Origin of the sequence: Aeromonas sp. FDAARGOS 1417 (assembly GCF_019046985.1) — a bacterium.
Taxonomy (GTDB): domain Bacteria; phylum Pseudomonadota; class Gammaproteobacteria; order Enterobacterales; family Aeromonadaceae; genus Aeromonas; species Aeromonas veronii.
This window is the reverse complement of the sequence record NZ_CP077221.1, coordinates 4504488-4521345: the sequence shown is the minus strand read 5'-3', so window position 1 is coordinate 4521345 and position 16858 is coordinate 4504488. Positions and strand designations below refer to the sequence as shown.

Genomic DNA, 16858 nt, shown 5'->3' with positions numbered 1-16858 from the left:
TTCGCTAGTGACTCCCGTCATGAGCGTCGGGAGAGCAGGGCATAATAGAGCAAGGGTATCACCACCAGGGTGAGCAAAGTGGAGACCAGGATCCCGAAAATCAGGCTGATGGCCAGTCCGTTGAAGATGGGATCATCGAGGATAAACAGAGCCCCGATCATCGCCGCCAGTGCCGTCAGCATGATGGGTTTGGCCCGTACCTGCGCCGCTTCGATCACCGCCTGCTCGAACGCCACTCCGGCGCTGCGCTGCTGCTCGATAAAGTCCACCAGCAGGATGCTGTTGCGTACGATGATCCCGGCCAGGGCGATCATCCCGATCATCGAGGTGGCGGTAAACTGGGCTCCCAGCAGGGCGTGGCCCGGCATCACCCCTATGATGGTGAGCGGAATGGGAGCCATGATGATGAGCGGCACCAGATAGGAGCGGAACTGGGCCACCACCAGCAGATAGATGAGGATCATCCCCACCCCGTAGGCGATACCCATGTCGCGGAAGGTCTCGTAGGTGATCTTCCACTCACCGTCCCACAACAGCGCCACCTCCCCCAGCTTGTCGGGCTGCTGCACGTAATATTGGGGCAGGTCGATATCGGCACCGGCGGCAAACATGCCGTAGAGCGGGCTGTCGGTATGGCCACCCATGTCGGCTACCACCATCACCATGGGCTGCATGTTCTTGTGCATGATATAGCTGGGGGCCACCTCATCACGGCGACTCACCAGCTCGGAGACCCGCACCAACTGGCCGCTCTGGCTGCGCACCTTGAGGGCCAGTACGCCCGCCAGATCCCGTTTGTCACCGGGAGCCAGTTCGATGCGGATCGGCACCGGATACTTGGCACCGAGCCCCTGCAGCCAGCTGGCATCCTGATAACCCACCCCACCATTGAGGGTGCTCACCAGGTCGCCGAGATCGACCCCGAGCAGGGCCGCCTTGCTGCGATCCACTACCAGCCGCCACTTGGGCTGCGGGTCGGTCAGATAGATATCCACATCAACCAGATCCGCCGTGGCTACAAAACGGGCCTGTACGGCGCGCGCCGCCGCTTCACGGGCGGCAGGCGTCGGGCCATACACTTCCGCGACTATGGGAGACCAGACCGGCGGGCCGGGCGGCACCTCAACGACTTTCAGGTTGCCCCCTGCCGCACTGGCGATGGCCTGCAGCGGCTCCCGAACCGACTGGGCAATCTGGTGGCTACTGCGATCCCGCTCATGCTTGTCCACCAGATTGACCTGAATATCCCCCACGTTGGCGCCGCTGCGGATAAAGTAGTGGCGCACCAGCCCGTTGAAATTGATGGGGGCGGCGGTGCCGGCGTAGATCTGGTAATCCTTCACCTCCTCCACCTTGGCAAGCTCCCGCCCAACCGCCAGCAGGGTGCGCTCGGTCTGCTCCAGGGTCGCCCCCTCCGGCATATCGAGCACCAGCTGAAATTCAGATTTGTTGTCAAAGGGGAGCATCTTGAGCACCACCCACTGCACCACCGGCATGGCGGTAGCCGCCCCGACCAGCAGCAACACCGCCAGCCAGAGCTTGCGTCTGGCGCGCTTGGCGCCATCACCAATCAGGAAAGGGGTCATCAGCCGGTGAAAGAGGCCAGCCTTGGCCTCGCCGTGGGCACCGTGCACCTCATCCTTGAGCAAATGGCTCGCCAGCCAGGGGGAGAAGATAAAGGCCACCAGCAGGGAGATGAGCATCCCCATGCTGGCATTGATGGGGATGGGGCTCATGTAAGGGCCCATCAGCCCGCTGACAAAGGCCATCGGCAGCAGGGCCGCGATGACGGTCAGGGTCGCCAGTATGGTCGGCCCCCCCACCTCGTCCACCGCCCCCGGAATAAGCTCCTTGAGCACCCCCTTGCCCAAACCGCGATGGCGGTGGATGTTCTCCACCACGACTATGGCGTCATCCACCAGAATGCCGATGGAGAAGATCAGCGCAAACAGCGACACCCGGTTGAGGGTAAAGCCCCACGCCCAGCTGGCAAACAGGGTCAGTGCCAGGGTGATGACGATGGCAACGCCCACCACCAGCGCCTCTCGCCAACCCATGCTCACCAGCACCAGCAGCACCACCGCTGTGGTGGCAAAAATGAGCTTGCCGATCAGGGTGTTGGATTTGGTCTCGGCGGTGACGCCGTAGTCCCGGGTCACCGTCACCTCGACCCCGGCAGGGATGAGCCGGTTCTGCAAACTCTCGACCCGCGCCTCCACCCGCTTGGCCACATCGACCGCGTTCTGGCCCGGCTGCTTGCCGATGGCCAGGGTCACCGCCGGATAACTGGCCTGCCCCATCCCCATCCAGCTGCGCTTGGTCGGGGTCTCCTGACCCAGAGAGACCCTGGCCACCTCCCCCAGATAGACCGGCTTGCCGTCGTGCAGCCCCACCACCAGCTCTCTAGCCTCCTGCTCACTTTGCAGGAACTGCCCCACCTGTACCTTGATCTCCCGGTTTTCTTGCTCGATGGCCTGTATCGGGCCCACCTGATTGGCGGCCGCCAGTCGCTGGCTCAGCTCGCCCCAGCTGATGCCGTGGGCGCTGAGGGCCGCCGGATCCGGCATCACCCGCAGCACGGCGCTCTGGCTGCCCAGCGTGTAAATATCGCGGGTACCGGGAATGCGCTTGAGTTCGGTCTCCAGCTCATGGGCGACCCGGGTCAGTTCGGGTGCCCCCAGTTGCTTGCTCCCCTCTTTGCTCCATAAGGTCAAACTGACGATGGGGACATCATCGATCCCCCGGGGTTTCACCAGTGGCTGACCGACTCCGATCCCCTGTGGCAACCAGTCGCGGTTGGAGTCGAGCTGGTTGTTGAGATCGACGATGGCCTGCTCGCGGCTAACACCCACATTGAACACCACCACCAGCAGGGCGCCATCGGGTTGGGAAAAAGAGTAAAGGGTATCAATACCCTTTATCTGAGAGACCACCTGCTCGGCTGGGGTGGTAACGAGAGAGGCCACTTCAGCCGGAGTGGCTCCCGGGAAGGGAATATAGACATCGGCGAAGGTGACATCGATCTGCGGCTCCTCCTCCTTGGGGGTCACCAGCACTGCAAACAGACCGAGCAACAGCCCCACCAGCGCCAGCAGCGGGGTGATGGCCGAGCCCTGAAACAGCGCAGCCAGCCGACCAGCAGGCCCCAGCCTCTCCTTGTTGCCGTTCAGCTCGCTACTCATGGGCCACCTCCTGCTGCTGCGCCCAGGCATCGGGGGCCAGCTTGTCACCGGCTTGCAGCCCGGCCAGGATCTCGCACTGCCCTTCAAAGCAATGGCCGACCCGCACCGGCGTCAGGGCCCAGCCAGCAGGCTGCTGCAGATAGACGCCGTTGAACTCCCCTTGCCGCAGCAGAGCGCGTACCGGCACCTGCAACACCTGACGCTCACCCTGCTTGAGCTGCACCTTGAGCCACATGCCGGGCAATACCCCGGCGGTTTGCAGCGGCAAGTCGAGGCGCAACCTGAAGGCGTGGCTCTGACTGTCGGCATAGTTAAAGCGGGTCAGTTTGACCGGGGTAACAGACTTGCCATCCGGCAGCAGCACCTGCACATCCGCAGGCTCACGAGCAAGCGTCAGGGCGGATTGGGGCAACTCCACCTCCACCCGCAGTGTGTCTAGAGAGAAGCCGGAGAGCAGCGGGGTACCGGGGGCGACAGTCTCCCCCAGCTCTACCAGCCGTTTGGTCACAACTCCGGCGTAAGGGGCCAGAATGCGGGTATAACCGTAGGCCTCACGGGCCTGAGTGAGAGCCGCATCGGCAGCGTTCACCTCAGCGCGGGCGGCGCGATCAGTCGCCTGGGCATTATCGAGCTGGGCGCGGGTGATCACCCCCTTGGCAATCAGCGCCTGAAAGCGGGCGAGCTGGCGCTCGGCTTCCACTTGCTGGGCCTGCGCCCGCGCCAGCCGCGCCTCGGCACCAGTGACGGCGGCAAACTGCTCCTTGCCGCTGATCTCCAGCAGTGGTTGCCCCGCCTGCACCTGATCGTTCACATCCACCAGCATGCGGGAGACCCGGCCGCTGGTCTGGGCCGCCACCGTCCCCTGATTGATGGCACTGACGGTGCCATCCAGCGTCAGCCAGTCGGTCACCGCCTGTGGCGCCACTGTCAACAAGGGCTCTGGCTCCCCGTCCGCGGCAAAGGCCCGGGGGGATGTCATGGCCTGCGATGTCATCACCAACAAGGTGATCCCCAGCAACCGGATCTTTTCCATCATTACTCTCCTTCCCTGGCGTAATCTGTCACTTCACGGGATCAGGCGGTATGGGACTGGCGCACCTTATCCACTCCCGGAACTGGCGCCTTGGTCAGCACCTTGGCCAGCCCTCTGTCAAACAGCAAGATCCCGGCCACCATGGCCGCTATAAACAACATTATCATGGGCTGCCCGCTGGAAATGAGACTCAGAGCAGGCCCCGGGCAGATACCCACCAATCCCCAGCCGATGCCAAACAGCGCCGCCCCGCCGATCAGCCGGCGATCCAGCCGAGGGGCCGGTACGGCAGCGATGGGCTCCCCCAGCACACTCTGGCGACGGGGTTTCACCAGCAGAAAGTAACCCGGCATAAAGACCAGCAGGGCGCCCCCCATCACAAAGGCGAGGCTGGGATCCCAGGCCCCGGCCAGATCGAGAAAACCGGTGACCCGGGCGGGATCCATCATGCCGGAGATGGCCATCCCCAGTCCGAACAACACACCCGCAAACAAACTTGTCAGCAACTTCATGGCAATCAGCCCCTTACAGCAGATGATGAGTGACGAAGACGGTGATAAAGCCAGCCGCCATAAAGGTCAGGGTGGCGACGATGGAGCGCAGGGAGAGCCGCCCCATGCCACAGATGCCGTGGCCGCTGGTGCAGCCATTGCCAAGACGGGTACCGATGCCGACCAGCAGACCGGCCAGCAGCACTACAGGCCAGCCGGGCAAGGTGGTGAATGCGGGCATGGTGGCCCAACCCAGAGTCAGCGCCAACCAGGCGCCCGCCCCCAGCCCCAGCAGAAACAGCACCCGCCACGGTGCACGGTGTTGCAGCGCACCGCCCAAAATGCCGCTGATCCCGGCTACCCGGCCGTTGAACAACATCAGGATCAGGGCCGACAGCCCCGCCAGCATGCCACCGCCCAAAGAGAGCAGCCATTGGCTTTCCATCATCAAGATTCCTTATTTTCCGAGTGACAAAAATGGGTTTGCAACGCTCCCAGTACATCGGCCGCCGCCTCGCTCACCAGCGAGTAGTAGATCTGCTGGGAGACCTTGCGCGAACGGATCAGGCCGTAGCGCTTCAATACCGAAAGTTGCTGGGAGAAGGCCGACTGCCCGAGTTGGCTATGGGCCAGCAGCTCCCCGACCCCCTTCTCCCCCTCCACCAGCTGGCAGAGCACCATCAGGCGTTCGGGATGAGCCAACGCCTTGAGCAGGGAGGCGGCGGCTGTCGCATGTCTGTTCATCTCGTCGAATTGGCTCATAAGAGTAAATTAGCAATTGCTGATATTTGTTCTATTGTATAAAACAACACTAAATTAGCAATATCTAAAGTAGATGAGGAGAAAGACCATGACAGTAGATAACGGAGTCAGAATCGTCGCGGGTTGCATGTTGCTGCTCTCGCTTATCCTTACCACCTGGGTTCATCCGGGCTTTGTCTGGTTGAGTGCCTTTGTCGGGGTCAACCTGATCCAGAGCGCATTCACCGGTTTCTGCCCGGCAGCGATGATCCTCAAACGGATAGGTTTTAAATAAACGGGTCGGATGACCCGGCTCACATGAGCGTGTAATAAACGCAGGAGGCTGAACATGGCAACGGTAATCGTCATCGGCGCGGGTCTGGGGGGCATGTCTGCCGCCTACGAACTCAAGGCCGAACTGGGCAAGCAGCATGAGGTGATCCTCATCAATGACAAGCCGGACTTTGAATTTACCCCCTCCAACCCCTGGATTGCCGTCCAGTGGCGGGAGCGCAAGGAGACCTCGATCCCCATCGAACCCCATGTGAAGAAAAAGGGGATCCGCTTTATCCATGCCGCCCTGACCGAGCTGCAACCGGCGGCGCAGCAGCTCACCCTCTCCGATGGCCAGACCCTGCGTTACGACTTTCTGGCGATCTGCACCGGCCCGGCCCTCGCCTTTGACGAGGTGACGGGGGCTGGCCCCGAATCCGGTGGCACCACCAGCGTCTGTACCCTCTCCCACGCCGAAGAGTGCCGCCACAGTGTCAGCGCACTGGTCGATGAGCCCGGCCCTGTGATTGTCGGTGCCATGCCGGGCGCCTCCTGCTTCGGTCCCGCCTACGAGTACGCGTTCATCCTCGATCGCCACCTGCGCGACAAGAAGGTGAGAAAGAATGTGCCCATGACCTTTGTCACCAGCGAGCCCTACATCGGCCACCTTGGTCTAAACGGTGTGGGCGATTCCAAGGGGATGCTGGAGAGCGAATTGCGGATGCGCGACGTGCAGTGGATCTGCAATGCCCGCACCGTGGCGGCGCAAGATGGCCAGATGACGGTGGAGGAGCTGGACGATGAGGGCAACATCAAGCGCACCCACACCCTGCCCTACAAACACGCCATGATGCTGCCCGCCTTTGTCGGCATTGCGCCGCTGCGGGGCATCGAGGGGCTGGTCAATCCCCGCGGCTTTGTCATCGTCGACGAGCACCAGCGCAACCCCGCCTTCCCGCAGATTTACGCCGCCGGGGTCTGCATCGCCATTGCACCGCCGCACAAGACGCCGGTACCAACCGGGGTGCCCAAGACCGGCTATATGATTGAGGCGATGGTGCGCACTCTGAGCCACAACATCAAGGCGGAGCTCAGCGGCCAGCCGCCGGTGACCAAGGCAGTATGGAATGCCATCTGTCTGGCAGACATGGGGGACACAGGTGCCGCTTTCGTCGCCATGCCGCAGATCCCGCCGCGCAACGTCGCCTGGTTCAAGAAAGGAAAGTGGGTCCATCTGGCCAAGATCGCCTTCGAGAAGTACTTTCTGCACAAGATGCAGGTGGGGGATACCGAGCCCATCTACGAGAAACTGATGCTCAAATACCTCGGTATCGACAAGACCGAATGACCCCGCAGACTCGGCCCTCGCCGGGTCTGCTTTTGGCGGCCCTGCGCGGCAAAACGGGGCTTTCGATTATGTTTCAAGATGTTGCTGCGGGCAGCGCGGGGTTTACCCTGCCTGCCGCCTCGGCTATCATTCGAGCCTCTTATCAATAGCGGAGACCATCAGTGGGCAACTCATCAAGTGACAGTTGTAGACCGACCCTCATCGTCGGTACCAAGGTCGCGAGCTAGCCGCAGGTCTTTCTCTGCCGCCACTCGCAACCCTGCGAGAAGCGGAAATCCACTCCCCTCTTCTCCCTTTTTACACTTGACGTCTGGCAACCAGAGGCCAATCGCCACGGTCGCCATGCCTGCATAGTTTCTGCTTCCCACAAGGAGGCTGCTATGCGTTTTATCTCAATCAAACCGGCTGCGGATCGCGCGGTCGCAACAGGTTCTGTTGCTACCCGGGCTCACCCCCTGTTGAGCCGGCTCGGCCGTGGCATGCTGCCACGCTGGCTGGGCGGCAAACAGCGTCAGCACCACTACCGGCTGCAGATCCGCTGTGAGGATCGCGCCGATATGGAGCAGGTGCTGGATATGGTGAACCACACGTTGCAACCGGCCGGGCTGCAACCGATGCAATCGATGAAGCCGGGTCGCGGCGGCGGGCGAGAGCTGGTGCTCAACCTGCAGTGCACCCCGCCCCAGCGACGCTATCTGGTGCAGTTTGTTCATCAGGTCGGAGTAGCACATCCGGTGCGCTGGCAACTGCGCCCGCGCATCGACTGCGATCCCGAGCTCAACTGACCGCACACCTGCGTTAACCACTGTGAAAGAGGCCAGCCACGCTGGCCCCCCTTGTTGCATCCTCTCCGAGCGTCAGGGCATCCGATGATGCTCGCGCCTCGGGACGCCGCGTTTTTGTTTTTCTGCTGGCCATCCGCGCAATCACCCCTGATCCATCCGCCATAGGGCGTCTCATCATGGATTGCGCCAAGCCAGCACTTATCAGAAGGAGTACGCCATGAAGATGTGGCAACAAATTGACATGATCTCCCTGCTCGACACCCTGGCCAGCCTGCTGATCGCCTTTGTGCTCGGCAGTCTGGTCGGGCTGGAGCGCCAGTACCGCCAACGTACCGCTGGCCTGCGCACCAACGTGCTGGTCGCCGTGGGAGCCGCCCTGTTCGTCAGTCTGGCCCAGCGAATCTATGACCTGCACGGCGGCAACTACAACGTGGTCCATGTGGTGGCCTATATTGTCTCCGGCATCGGCTTTCTCGGTGCCGGCGTCATCATGCGCGAATCGGGCAATATCCGCGGCATCAACACCGCAGCCACCCTCTGGGGTGTCGCTGCTGTCGGCGCCGCCTGTGGCGCCGGGCTGGCCATGGAGGCAATTCTGGGTGCCCTGTTCGTGCTGGCCGCCAACACCCTGCTGAGACCGCTGGTCAATCAGATCAACCGTCGCCCGGTGGACAATACCGACACCGAAGTGACCTACAAGGTGACGGCCCTGACCCAGCGCGAACATCAAAAAGAGGTGCTGCACTGGCTGGAAGAGATGCTGGAGCAGGCCAACTACCCCTTGAGCGAACTCGACATCGAGCCGTTTGGCGAGGGGGATCTGGAGATCTCTGCGGTGTTGCTGGCTACCTCCATCGATGGCGACGAGCTGGATGCCCTGATGCAAAAGCTGGCCATCCACCCCCATATCAAGCAGGTGTTCTGGCGCACCAGTACCACCGATTGAGCTGCCGGTCAGAGGAACGAGCCATCCGCCCGCAGCAAAAAGCCCCGCCAGCAATGGCGGGGCTTTCTCATATGGGATGGGCGAAGAGTGGCTAGCGGCGACTGCGCCAGCGCACCCTGGGGGTGATCACCTGGGCAGTCTGCGCCGGGGGATTGCCCGCAATCAGTTGCTGCATCAGCTCGAAAGCGGCGAGGGCCAGCGCCGGACAATCCTGTGCCACCGAGTCGATGCGCATGGGAATGCAGTCGAGCAGGTCGTGATCGTCGAAGGTACACAGGCGCATGCCTGTCTCCATCAACCCCGCCTCGTTAAGGTAGCGCAGTACTCCTTCCAGCAGGGTAAAGGAGGCGGTAAAGAGCCCCTTGGGGGGCGCCCCCAGCTCGGCCACCAGCTCGGCCATCAGCTGATAACCGGAGCTCGGCTGGTAGTCGCGATGACGCACCCGGGCTACATCGGCTTCAAAACCGGCGCGATGGAGCCCCAGCTCATAACCCGCCAGCCGGTGACGACTGGGGGAGAGATCCAGCAGGCCGCCGAAGTAGTAGATCTCCTCGCCGCACTCGCTGGCCATGTCCCGCACCAGCTCGGCGGTGGCCTTGCAGGCATCGGAGATCACCATGGGCAGGCGCGACTCGCCAATATGGCGGTCGAGCTGCACCACCGGCAGGCGGTCGTGAATACGGGCATAGATGTCATCGCTGTGGCCGCTGGAGGCGACAATCAGCCCATCCACCTGGCGGCTGATGAGATTGTCCACCACCCGCTGCTCGAGGGCGGGATCATCTTCGGAGCAGGCGATCAGCAACTGGATGCCCGCCTCCCGGCAGTGGGCCTCGAGGGCGCGGGCGATGCGGGCAAAACCGAAGTTGGTGAGATCGGGGATCACCAGCCCCCAGGTGTAGCTGCGGGTCTCGCGCAGGGAGCGGGCATGAAAGCTCGGCAGGTAGTGACACTCCTCCGCCACCGCCTGAATGCGCTTGCGGGTATCGTCGGCGATCCGGTACTCCGCACTCTTCCCGTTGAGCACCAGACTGGCGGTCGCCTTGGACACCCCCGCCAGTTCGGCGATCTGGGCAATCGTGATCCGTTTCTTCTTCTCCACCTGGCCTCCCGGCTGACTAGAACCGGGCTATTGTACTAGGCATGCCGACAGCGGCCAGTGATTGAGGCAAATTTTGCAGCCATCATCGCCGTTACCTGATGAAAGTTGCGGCTTGTCCCCGGGGAAGTAGCGCGCAGACAGGCTGTGTCGCCCCTCATCGATGAAACACTCCAGACTGGAGCGATCGCACAGGACGGTGATCCACCCGCCAGCCCATGGGCTGCTGCGGGTCTCCCACGCTCCGCTCTGCCAGTTCTGGCGCCGCAAGGTGAGGCGCCCCGGCTGCCACACCAGCTCGGCCACGGCACCGAACCAGAGGCTCCCCTCACCACACAGGTCCAGATCGAGCCAGGCCGAGTCGATGGCCAGCCCCGGAAATTCGCCAAGCGTCCCCTCGAAGCTGGTCAGTTCTCCCTTGAGCGCCGCAAGCTCCGCCACCGGCCGCTGGCAGAGCCACTCATCCTGCCAGAACAGCTCCCGCGGGCAGCTCATCTGGTGGAGCCAGCCGTGAGCGACCGTAGGTTGGCTCATCTCGTTCTCCTCCGGCAGCCCCAGCCAACCTAACAGGAGGCGGCGCCCCTGACTGTCTCGGGTAGTTTGCGGTGCATAGAACTCGAAGCCCCGGTCCAGCTCGTGGAAAGCCCCGTGCTCGAAGCGCTCGCCATCGAAACAGCCCGCCAGCCAGCCGCACTGGTAGAGGTTGCGATAATCCTCGCCTGCCGGTGCAATCCCCTGAGGGCAGCTGATCAGCACATGGCGCTCCCCTAGCGGGAAGAGATCCGGACACTCCCACATATAGCCAAACTCACCCAGCCCCCCTCGCCCGCTACCGGCGATGGGGCCCACCCGCTGCCAGCTTTGCAGAGTGTCGCCGCGATAGAGCAGCACTTCCCCCTTGTCATCCAGGGTGCGGGCTCCCAGCACCATCAGCCACTGCTGGCCGTCGTGCCACACCTTGGGGTCGCGCACATGGCCGCTGTAGCCTTCGGGCAGATCCAGCACAGGCCCCAGCTTCTCGAAGCCTCCCTCACCGTCGGCGCGGGCCAGACACTGATAAGCGGTGCGGCCGCCATCCGGGTATTTGACATTGCCGGTGTAAATGAGGGTCAAACGCCCCTGCTCGTCGCTCACCGCCGAGCCCGAATAGCAGCCGTGGCTCTCATAGGCTTCGGTGGGCAACAGCGCCACCGGTTCGTGCTGCCAGTGCAACAGATCGGTGGAGGTGACATGGCCCCAGCCCTTGTTGCGGTGCTCGCAGCCAAGCGGGTTCCACTGGTAGAAGAGGTGGTAGCGCCCGTCGTGCTCGATAAAGCCGTTGGGATCGTTAAGCAGCCCCACCGGGGCTGCCAGATGCCAGCGGGGCCGATGGGGATCGGCCGCCGCCTTGAGCTGTCCGGCCAGCAACGACCGGACAATCTGGTTGAGAAGATCGCTTTCCTTCATCACTCCACCTTGTACTTGAGCAGGTAGGATGCGGCGAAGGCGGCGCCAAAGGCGATCACCAGCCCAATGATGTAATGAATAAGGCTCATGGGCTGGACGATGGCCATGCCGGGAATACCGGTCAGCCCCACCGCCGTCATCCCCACCTTGGCCGCCACCACGTAGGCGCCGCCGCAGGCCCCGCCAAACAGACCGGCGAGGAAGGGTTTGATATAGCGCAGGTTGACACCAAAGATAGCCGCTTCCGTGATGCCCAGCAGGCAGGACATGGCCGCCGGCACGGTAATGGCCTTGATCTTCACATCGCGGGTCTTGAAGTAGACCGCGAGGCAAGCCCCGCCCTGTGCCACGTTGGCCATGGCCCAGATGGGCAGCAGGAAGTTGACGCCAATTTGCGGATTGGCCAGCAACCCCGCCTCGATGGCGTGGAAGCTGTGGTGGATGCCGGTGATGACGATAAGCGAGTAAGTGCCGCCAAACACCAGCCCCGCCAACCAGCCAGCCTGCTCATAGAGGGCGCTCAGACCGAACGAGATACCATCCCCCAATACCCGACCCGCCGGGCCGATAAAGAGCAGAGCCACGAAACCGGTGATGATGACGGTGAGGAACGGCGTGAGGATCAGATCCAGCGCATCCGGAATGCGCTTGCGCAGCTGTTTCTCCAGATGGGACATAAACCAGACCGCCAAGAGCACCGGGAAGACGGTGCCCTGATAGCCGATCATCGCGACATCGAGCCCGAAAAAGTCCATGGTCTTGAAACCACCGGCCACGCCCCAGGCGTTGGTTAGCGCTGGGTGGGTGAGGATGCCGCCAAGGGTCGCCCCGAGGTACGGATTACCGCCAAACTCACGTGCTGCCGTAAAGCCGATCAGAATGGGCAATATGATAAATGCCGCCGAGCTGAACATGTCGAGCATCACAAACAGAGCGCTGTCGGCATTGGCCCAGCCGTAGGTGCGCACCATGCCGAGCAGCCCCATCAGCAGACCTGAGGCGACGATGGCCGGAATGATCGGCACGAAGATGTTGGAGAGGGTTCGCGCCAGCCGCTGGGCCACGTTGAGCTTGGCCGCCGCCATGTCGGTCAGCTCCGCCTTGCTGGCGGTGCCGGTACCGGTCAGCGCCACAAACTCTGCATAGACCTTGTTGACCAGACCGGTGCCGAAGATCACCTGAATTTGGCCCGCGTTGCTAAAGCACCCCTTGACCCCCTCCAGCTTGTCGATGGCGGCCTTGTTCACCTTGCTGTCATCGGCCAGCACCAGCCGCAGCCGGGTGGCACAGTGGGCAGCGCTGACGATGTTCTCCTTGCCCCCGAGCAGGGGCACCAGATCCTTGGCTATCGCACTGATATTCATATTCTTCCTCTTATGACCCGCCACGCTGGCGGGCCCTTGTCACATGAGAGTAGGGGCTGTCGAGCCGGGCTTCTAGCCTCAGCTCAACAGCCGCTTGCGCCTGATCGCAAAAAGGCATTCAGTTCGGAGCGGGTCGGCAGCGCCGTCATGGCCCCCTTGGCGGTGGTGGCGAGCGCCCCGCAGCCGTGAGCCTGAGCCAGAATGGCGGGCAACTCGGCCAGCGTCGGCAGCGACGAGCGCCCGGCCAGCGCCGCCAGCAGACCGGCGACGAAGGCATCCCCCGCCCCCGTGGTGTCGATGGGCGTCACTTTCTGCCCCACCCACTCCAGCAACTCGCCATCAAGGCGAGCCACCACACCGGCCGCGCCCCGGGTCACCAGCACCAGCGCCGGGCCAGAGAGAGTGGCGAGCCCGGCGACCAGTTCATCCTCGCCGCTCAGCAGTTGCAGCTCCTCAATGGAGAGCTTGACCACATCCGCCTGCGCAATGGCCTGACGCACCAGCGGCAGCATCTCGGCGGGGTTGCCCCACACCTCGGGGCGCAGGTTGGGGTCGAAGCAGACCCGCCCGCCTGCCGCCTTGATGTCCGCCATGGCCTGCAGGCAGCTGGTGCATACCGGCTCGTTGGCGAGCGCGATGGAGCAGGTGAGCAACCACTGACCGGCATCGAAGCGGGGCAACTCATTTGGGGTGAGGAACTGGTCGGCACTGGGGCGCACCATAAAGGTGAAGCTGCGCTCCCCCTCATCATCCAGTGCCACCAGCACGGTAGAGGTGCGATGGTCAGGATCGAGCCGTAGCGCACCGATATCCACCCCCTCCCCGCTCAGGGTGTCGGCCATAAAGCGGCCGAACGGATCGGCGCCGACCCGGCCGATAAAGGCCGCATCACCACCCAGCCGTGCCACCCCAACCGCCACATTTGCAGGTGCGCCACCCGGACACTTGAGGTAGTGCAACGCCCCTTCCGGGATCAAGTCCACCACCGCATCCCCCATTACCCACACACGATTCGTCACCTTGCTACTCCACTGCTGCATCGGATCCACGGTCAAAGCCGAACTCTGTTCTGTTGGCAGGCATTATCAGCTAAACCGTTTTAGCCAACCAACAGATCTCGGCACCGGTTGCCATTTTTGTGATCGGGATAACGAACTAGAACCAGGTTTCCATCTGCACGCCAAAGTTCCACTCGCCACCGGCGGTGAAGTTGCTCTGGCCCATGGCATCGTCGCTGGCGTAGTTGTCGAGCTCGGAGGACCAGTCCATCCAACTGGCGAACACCCGCAGCTCGGGACGTTCAAAGAAACCGGCGGTCTGCGCCTTGAAGGTGGGAGCGAAGGTGAGCTTGGTGAAGTTGCCGTTCACCGCCTGGCGTCCCTTGTAGCCCTTGGGATCGAGATCCATGTATTGCCAGGCCGCCTCGTAGACCAACTCGACGTTCTGGCTCAGCACCTGCGCCACCCGGGTATTGAAGGTAAGCCAGCGGTACTCGTCTCCTTTCACGTAGCGATCCTGACTCTGCTCGGCCAGCAGGGCCGGGGCAAAACGCCAGCGCGAGTTGAGATCGGTGGCGCCAAACACGGCGACCCGCACCGCATCGGCGTCCGGCAACAGCTCGCTGTCAGAGCCCAGCCCCTTGACCTCGGCCCCCAACCCATGACCGTACAGCACCGCTGCCTTGGCAAAACCGGGGTTGATGCCAAAGAAGCTCTCGCCATGGTAGGCCAGCAGGGTGTGTGCCCCCTTGTCCGCCGCCTCGCTGCCCGCCCCCTTGTCATTGATGCGGGCGTCATTGTCCTTGGCCGAGAGACCGTTCACCATCCACTGCCAGTTACCGACGCGGTTGTTCATGGTGAGGATGTAGCTCTCGATATCGGAGAGACCGCTGGCGCTGATGTCGCCGTAATCCCGGCCATAGAGAGAGAAGTTGGCCTTCCAGCTGTCGGCCAGCTGCACGTCGTAGACGCCGCCGCCGGTACCGGCCAGGAACACCACATCGGAATCGAGCCAGTGGATGTCAAAGTTGTCGCGGTCAAAGCGCTTGCCCGCCCAGAGCACCGCATTCTTGAAGGGGCCGTCGAAGCTCGCCAGATTGCCGATCTCGGCAAACACCTGACGGGTATTGAGGCTCGAATCGCTGGCGGTCCAGTCGTTGCTGGTCTCTACCCCGTCCGCCAGCATCAGCTTGTAGCGGGCCCAGCTGCCATCCTCAAAGGTCTGGGTTTTCAGCAGGTTGGCCTCCATGTAGGTGTCATCCTCGTTGCCAAGGCGACCGACGGCCCCACCCACCGAACCGGCTGGCGTGATGTAGGGGCCGCCGCGCCCACCGTTGCCAATGCTGTTGACCAACAGGCCCGAGCGGGCATAGCCGTGAAACTCGAAGCCCTGGGCACCGGCGGTCTTCTCATCCACCTTCTGGCTGCGGTTGTTGGCCACCTGCGCCTGCTCGCTGGCCGCACTCGCCTTCATTTCCGCCTGACTGGCACGGCTCTCTGCTGCCTCGGCTCTCGCTTCAGCCGCCTGTACCCGCGCCTCCAGCGCCGCCAGTCTGGCCTCGACACTCTCACCTGCAACACTCGCCTGCGCCGCCCACAGCGGGCTGCTCATCCCCAATCCCAGCGCTACCGCCAGCGCCAACTTGCTCTTGAACATCATCATCTTCCTCACCTGTCATCTGTGGCCCGGACGGGCGCTGTTGTTATCGACAGACTGAGCATAGCTAAACCGCTTTAGCCAACTCAATACAGCAACTAAACCGTTTCAGCAACAGTGTGAGCGGGATAACATTTGTACAGCATGAATTGGCGGGAGTTGTGAGGAGGATCCCTCATCAGGATCCACTCAATAGGGCGGATCCTGGCTAAACGGCGGGCAAAAAAAGAGCCGGCACAAGGCCGGCTCTGTTTATTCGGGTGGCTGAAATCAGCTGGTCAGATCGTCGAAGAAGCGTTTCACCCCTTCGAAGAAGCCTTCCGATTTCGGCTTGTGGGTCTTGGCTGCGGCGCCGCTGAAGGATTCGTCCAGCTGGCGCAGCAGCTCTTTCTGCTGCTCGGTGAGGTTGACCGGCGTCTCGATCACCACCTTGCACATCAGATCCCCTACCTGGCCGGAGCGCACGGACTTCACGCCCTTGCCGCGCATGCGGAACATCTTGCCGGTCTGGGTCTCCGGAGTGACCTTGAGCTTGACGCGGCCATCCAGGGTCGGCACTTCAATCTCGCCACCCAGGGCAGCTGCGGTGAAGCTGATGGGCACTTCGCAGTAGAGGTTGTTGCCGTCACGCACGAAGATCTCGTGCTCTTTGACGTGCACCTGTACGTAGAGATCCCCTGCCGGTGCCCCTGCTTCCCCCGCTTCCCCTTCGCCGGAGAGACGGATGCGATCGCCGGTATCGACGCCCGCCGGAATTTTTACCGACAGGGTCTTGGTGCGCTGGTAGCGACCTTCACCGTGGCACTTGCGGCACGGATCCTTGATGATCTTGCCGCGACCGTGACAGTGCGGACATGCCTGCTGCACCGCGAAGAAGCCCTGACGCATCTGCACCTGGCCGGAGCCGTGGCAGGTCGGGCAGGTCTGGGCACTGCTGCCGGTGTGGGCACCGGAGCCGTTACAGACTTCGCAGTGAACCAGAGTCGGCACCTTGATCTCCTTGGAGACCCCGCGTACCGCCTCTTCCAGCGTCAGCTCCATGGTGTAACGCAGGTCGGAGCCACGGGCCGGGCCACGACGGGCACCACCACGGCCACCGCCGAAGATGTCACCGAATACGTCACCAAACATGTCGGCGAAGTCGGCACCGCCGCCAAAGCCACCGTGGCCACCGCCACCCTGGCTCGGGTCGACACCGGCATGGCCGTACTGGTCGTAACGGGCACGCAGGTTGGCATCGGTCAGGACCTCGTAGGCTTCCTTGACCTCTTTGAACTTCTCTTCGGATGCGGCATCACCCTGGTTACGATCAGGGTGATACTTCATGGCCAGGCGCTTGTACGCCTTCTTGATCTCGCGATCGTCAGCATCTTTCGCCACACCCAGTACTTCGTAGAAATCGCGCTTCGACATACTCATCCTGTGGTTACGCAGACGGGCGTTGGTTACCCAACGCCCGTGAATTCATTGACCAAGCCGATGGGCGAAGCGGACT

Annotated in this window: 15 protein-coding genes; 4 read left to right on the top strand and 11 right to left on the bottom strand. The window is 62.6% G+C overall.

Translation table 11 applies throughout. The features are described from left to right. Positions 1-17: 17 nt before the first annotated feature. Genes I6L47_RS21025 through I6L47_RS21005 form a run of 5 tightly spaced genes read right to left on the bottom strand, consistent with a single transcriptional unit; the run spans position 18 to position 5468 of the window. A complete protein-coding gene (locus I6L47_RS21025) occupies positions 18-3182 on the bottom strand; it encodes an efflux RND transporter permease subunit (RefSeq protein ID WP_216948276.1) in 3165 nt (1054 codons plus the stop codon). Further along, positions 3175-4215: an efflux RND transporter periplasmic adaptor subunit gene (locus I6L47_RS21020; protein WP_216949398.1), complete on the bottom strand. Its 1041-nt coding sequence runs from the start codon at positions 4213-4215 to the stop codon at positions 3175-3177. Before I6L47_RS21020 ends, I6L47_RS21025 begins: the two co-directional genes overlap by 8 nt. Positions 4216-4256: 41 nt before the next feature. Beyond that, entirely contained in the window at positions 4257-4727 is a 471-nt protein-coding gene (locus I6L47_RS21015) for a YeeE/YedE family protein (RefSeq protein ID WP_216948275.1), read from the bottom strand. A 13-nt stretch (positions 4728-4740) separates the two neighbouring features. Further along, positions 4741-5154: a YeeE/YedE family protein gene (locus tag I6L47_RS21010; protein WP_216948274.1), complete on the bottom strand. Its 414-nt coding sequence runs from the start codon at positions 5152-5154 to the stop codon at positions 4741-4743. Beyond that, positions 5154-5468, bottom strand: a complete 315-nt coding sequence (locus I6L47_RS21005) for a helix-turn-helix transcriptional regulator (RefSeq protein WP_005338008.1) — start codon at positions 5466-5468, stop codon at positions 5154-5156. The genes I6L47_RS21010 and I6L47_RS21005 overlap by 1 nt, the downstream gene beginning before the upstream one ends. 88 nt (positions 5469-5556) lie before the next feature. Here I6L47_RS21005 and I6L47_RS21000 point away from each other — a divergent pair, with 88 nt between their 5' ends. From I6L47_RS21000 to I6L47_RS20985, 4 genes are all read left to right on the top strand, one after another. Continuing rightward, on the top strand, positions 5557-5742 hold the full coding sequence (locus I6L47_RS21000; RefSeq protein ID WP_005344304.1) for a DUF2892 domain-containing protein: 186 nt from the start codon (positions 5557-5559) through the stop codon (positions 5740-5742). Between the two features lie 54 nt (positions 5743-5796). Next, complete coding sequence (locus I6L47_RS20995) at positions 5797-7068, top strand: NAD(P)/FAD-dependent oxidoreductase (RefSeq protein ID WP_005338013.1); 1272 nt, start codon at positions 5797-5799, stop codon at positions 7066-7068. Positions 7069-7448: 380 nt separating this feature from the next. Beyond that, positions 7449-7853, top strand: coding sequence for a hypothetical protein (locus I6L47_RS20990; protein ID WP_005359258.1), 405 nt, complete (start codon positions 7449-7451; stop codon positions 7851-7853). Positions 7854-8070: 217 nt separating this feature from the next. Continuing rightward, on the top strand, positions 8071-8799 hold the full coding sequence (locus tag I6L47_RS20985; RefSeq protein ID WP_216948273.1) for an MgtC/SapB family protein: 729 nt from the start codon (positions 8071-8073) through the stop codon (positions 8797-8799). 91 nt (positions 8800-8890) lie between these two features. On the opposite strand, the gene I6L47_RS20980 is transcribed toward I6L47_RS20985, so the two are convergent. The 6 genes from I6L47_RS20980 to dnaJ form a co-directional block, all read right to left on the bottom strand. Next, positions 8891-9901: a LacI family DNA-binding transcriptional regulator gene (locus I6L47_RS20980; protein ID WP_216948272.1), complete on the bottom strand. Its 1011-nt coding sequence runs from the start codon at positions 9899-9901 to the stop codon at positions 8891-8893. Between the two features lie 27 nt (positions 9902-9928). Then, positions 9929-11344, bottom strand: a complete 1416-nt coding sequence (locus tag I6L47_RS20975; protein WP_160881273.1) for a sucrose-6-phosphate hydrolase — start codon at positions 11342-11344, stop codon at positions 9929-9931. After that, complete coding sequence (locus I6L47_RS20970) at positions 11344-12708, bottom strand: sucrose-specific PTS transporter subunit IIBC (RefSeq protein WP_043818633.1); 1365 nt, start codon at positions 12706-12708, stop codon at positions 11344-11346. Before I6L47_RS20970 ends, I6L47_RS20975 begins: the two co-directional genes overlap by 1 nt. Positions 12709-12791: 83 nt before the next feature. After that, positions 12792-13748, bottom strand: coding sequence for an aminoimidazole riboside kinase (locus I6L47_RS20965; RefSeq protein WP_216948271.1), 957 nt, complete (start codon positions 13746-13748; stop codon positions 12792-12794). A 115-nt stretch (positions 13749-13863) separates the two neighbouring features. Next, the gene (locus tag I6L47_RS20960) at positions 13864-15369 is read right to left on the bottom strand and encodes a carbohydrate porin (RefSeq protein ID WP_216948270.1); all 1506 of its coding nucleotides are present in this window, start codon (positions 15367-15369) and stop codon (positions 13864-13866) included. Positions 15370-15633: 264 nt separating this feature from the next. Then, the gene (gene dnaJ, locus I6L47_RS20955) at positions 15634-16776 is read right to left on the bottom strand and encodes a molecular chaperone DnaJ (protein ID WP_005338032.1); all 1143 of its coding nucleotides are present in this window, start codon (positions 16774-16776) and stop codon (positions 15634-15636) included. Positions 16777-16858: the final 82 nt, after the last annotated feature.

What these genes read in the sequence shown, in the direction of transcription:
- I6L47_RS21025 (WP_216948276.1), bottom strand. Translation starts at nt 3,182, where the DNA reads ATGAGTAGCGAGCTGAACGGCAACAAGGAGAGGCTGGGGCCTGCTGGT.
- I6L47_RS21020 (WP_216949398.1), bottom strand. Translation starts at nt 4,215, where the DNA reads ATGGAAAAGATCCGGTTGCTGGGGATCACCTTGTTGGTGATGACATCG.
- I6L47_RS21015 (WP_216948275.1), bottom strand. Translation starts at nt 4,727, where the DNA reads ATGAAGTTGCTGACAAGTTTGTTTGCGGGTGTGTTGTTCGGACTGGGG.
- I6L47_RS21010 (WP_216948274.1), bottom strand. Translation starts at nt 5,154, where the DNA reads ATGATGGAAAGCCAATGGCTGCTCTCTTTGGGCGGTGGCATGCTGGCG.
- I6L47_RS21005 (WP_005338008.1), bottom strand. Translation starts at nt 5,468, where the DNA reads ATGAGCCAATTCGACGAGATGAACAGACATGCGACAGCCGCCGCCTCC.
- I6L47_RS21000 (WP_005344304.1), top strand. Translation starts at nt 5,557, where the DNA reads ATGACAGTAGATAACGGAGTCAGAATCGTCGCGGGTTGCATGTTGCTG.
- I6L47_RS20995 (WP_005338013.1), top strand. Translation starts at nt 5,797, where the DNA reads ATGGCAACGGTAATCGTCATCGGCGCGGGTCTGGGGGGCATGTCTGCC.
- I6L47_RS20990 (WP_005359258.1), top strand. Translation starts at nt 7,449, where the DNA reads ATGCGTTTTATCTCAATCAAACCGGCTGCGGATCGCGCGGTCGCAACA.
- I6L47_RS20985 (WP_216948273.1), top strand. Translation starts at nt 8,071, where the DNA reads ATGAAGATGTGGCAACAAATTGACATGATCTCCCTGCTCGACACCCTG.
- I6L47_RS20975 (WP_160881273.1), bottom strand. Translation starts at nt 11,344, where the DNA reads ATGAAGGAAAGCGATCTTCTCAACCAGATTGTCCGGTCGTTGCTGGCC.
- I6L47_RS20970 (WP_043818633.1), bottom strand. Translation starts at nt 12,708, where the DNA reads ATGAATATCAGTGCGATAGCCAAGGATCTGGTGCCCCTGCTCGGGGGC.
- I6L47_RS20965 (WP_216948271.1), bottom strand. Translation starts at nt 13,748, where the DNA reads ATGCAGCAGTGGAGTAGCAAGGTGACGAATCGTGTGTGGGTAATGGGG.
- I6L47_RS20960 (WP_216948270.1), bottom strand. Translation starts at nt 15,369, where the DNA reads ATGATGATGTTCAAGAGCAAGTTGGCGCTGGCGGTAGCGCTGGGATTG.
- dnaJ (WP_005338032.1), bottom strand. Translation starts at nt 16,776, where the DNA reads ATGTCGAAGCGCGATTTCTACGAAGTACTGGGTGTGGCGAAAGATGCT.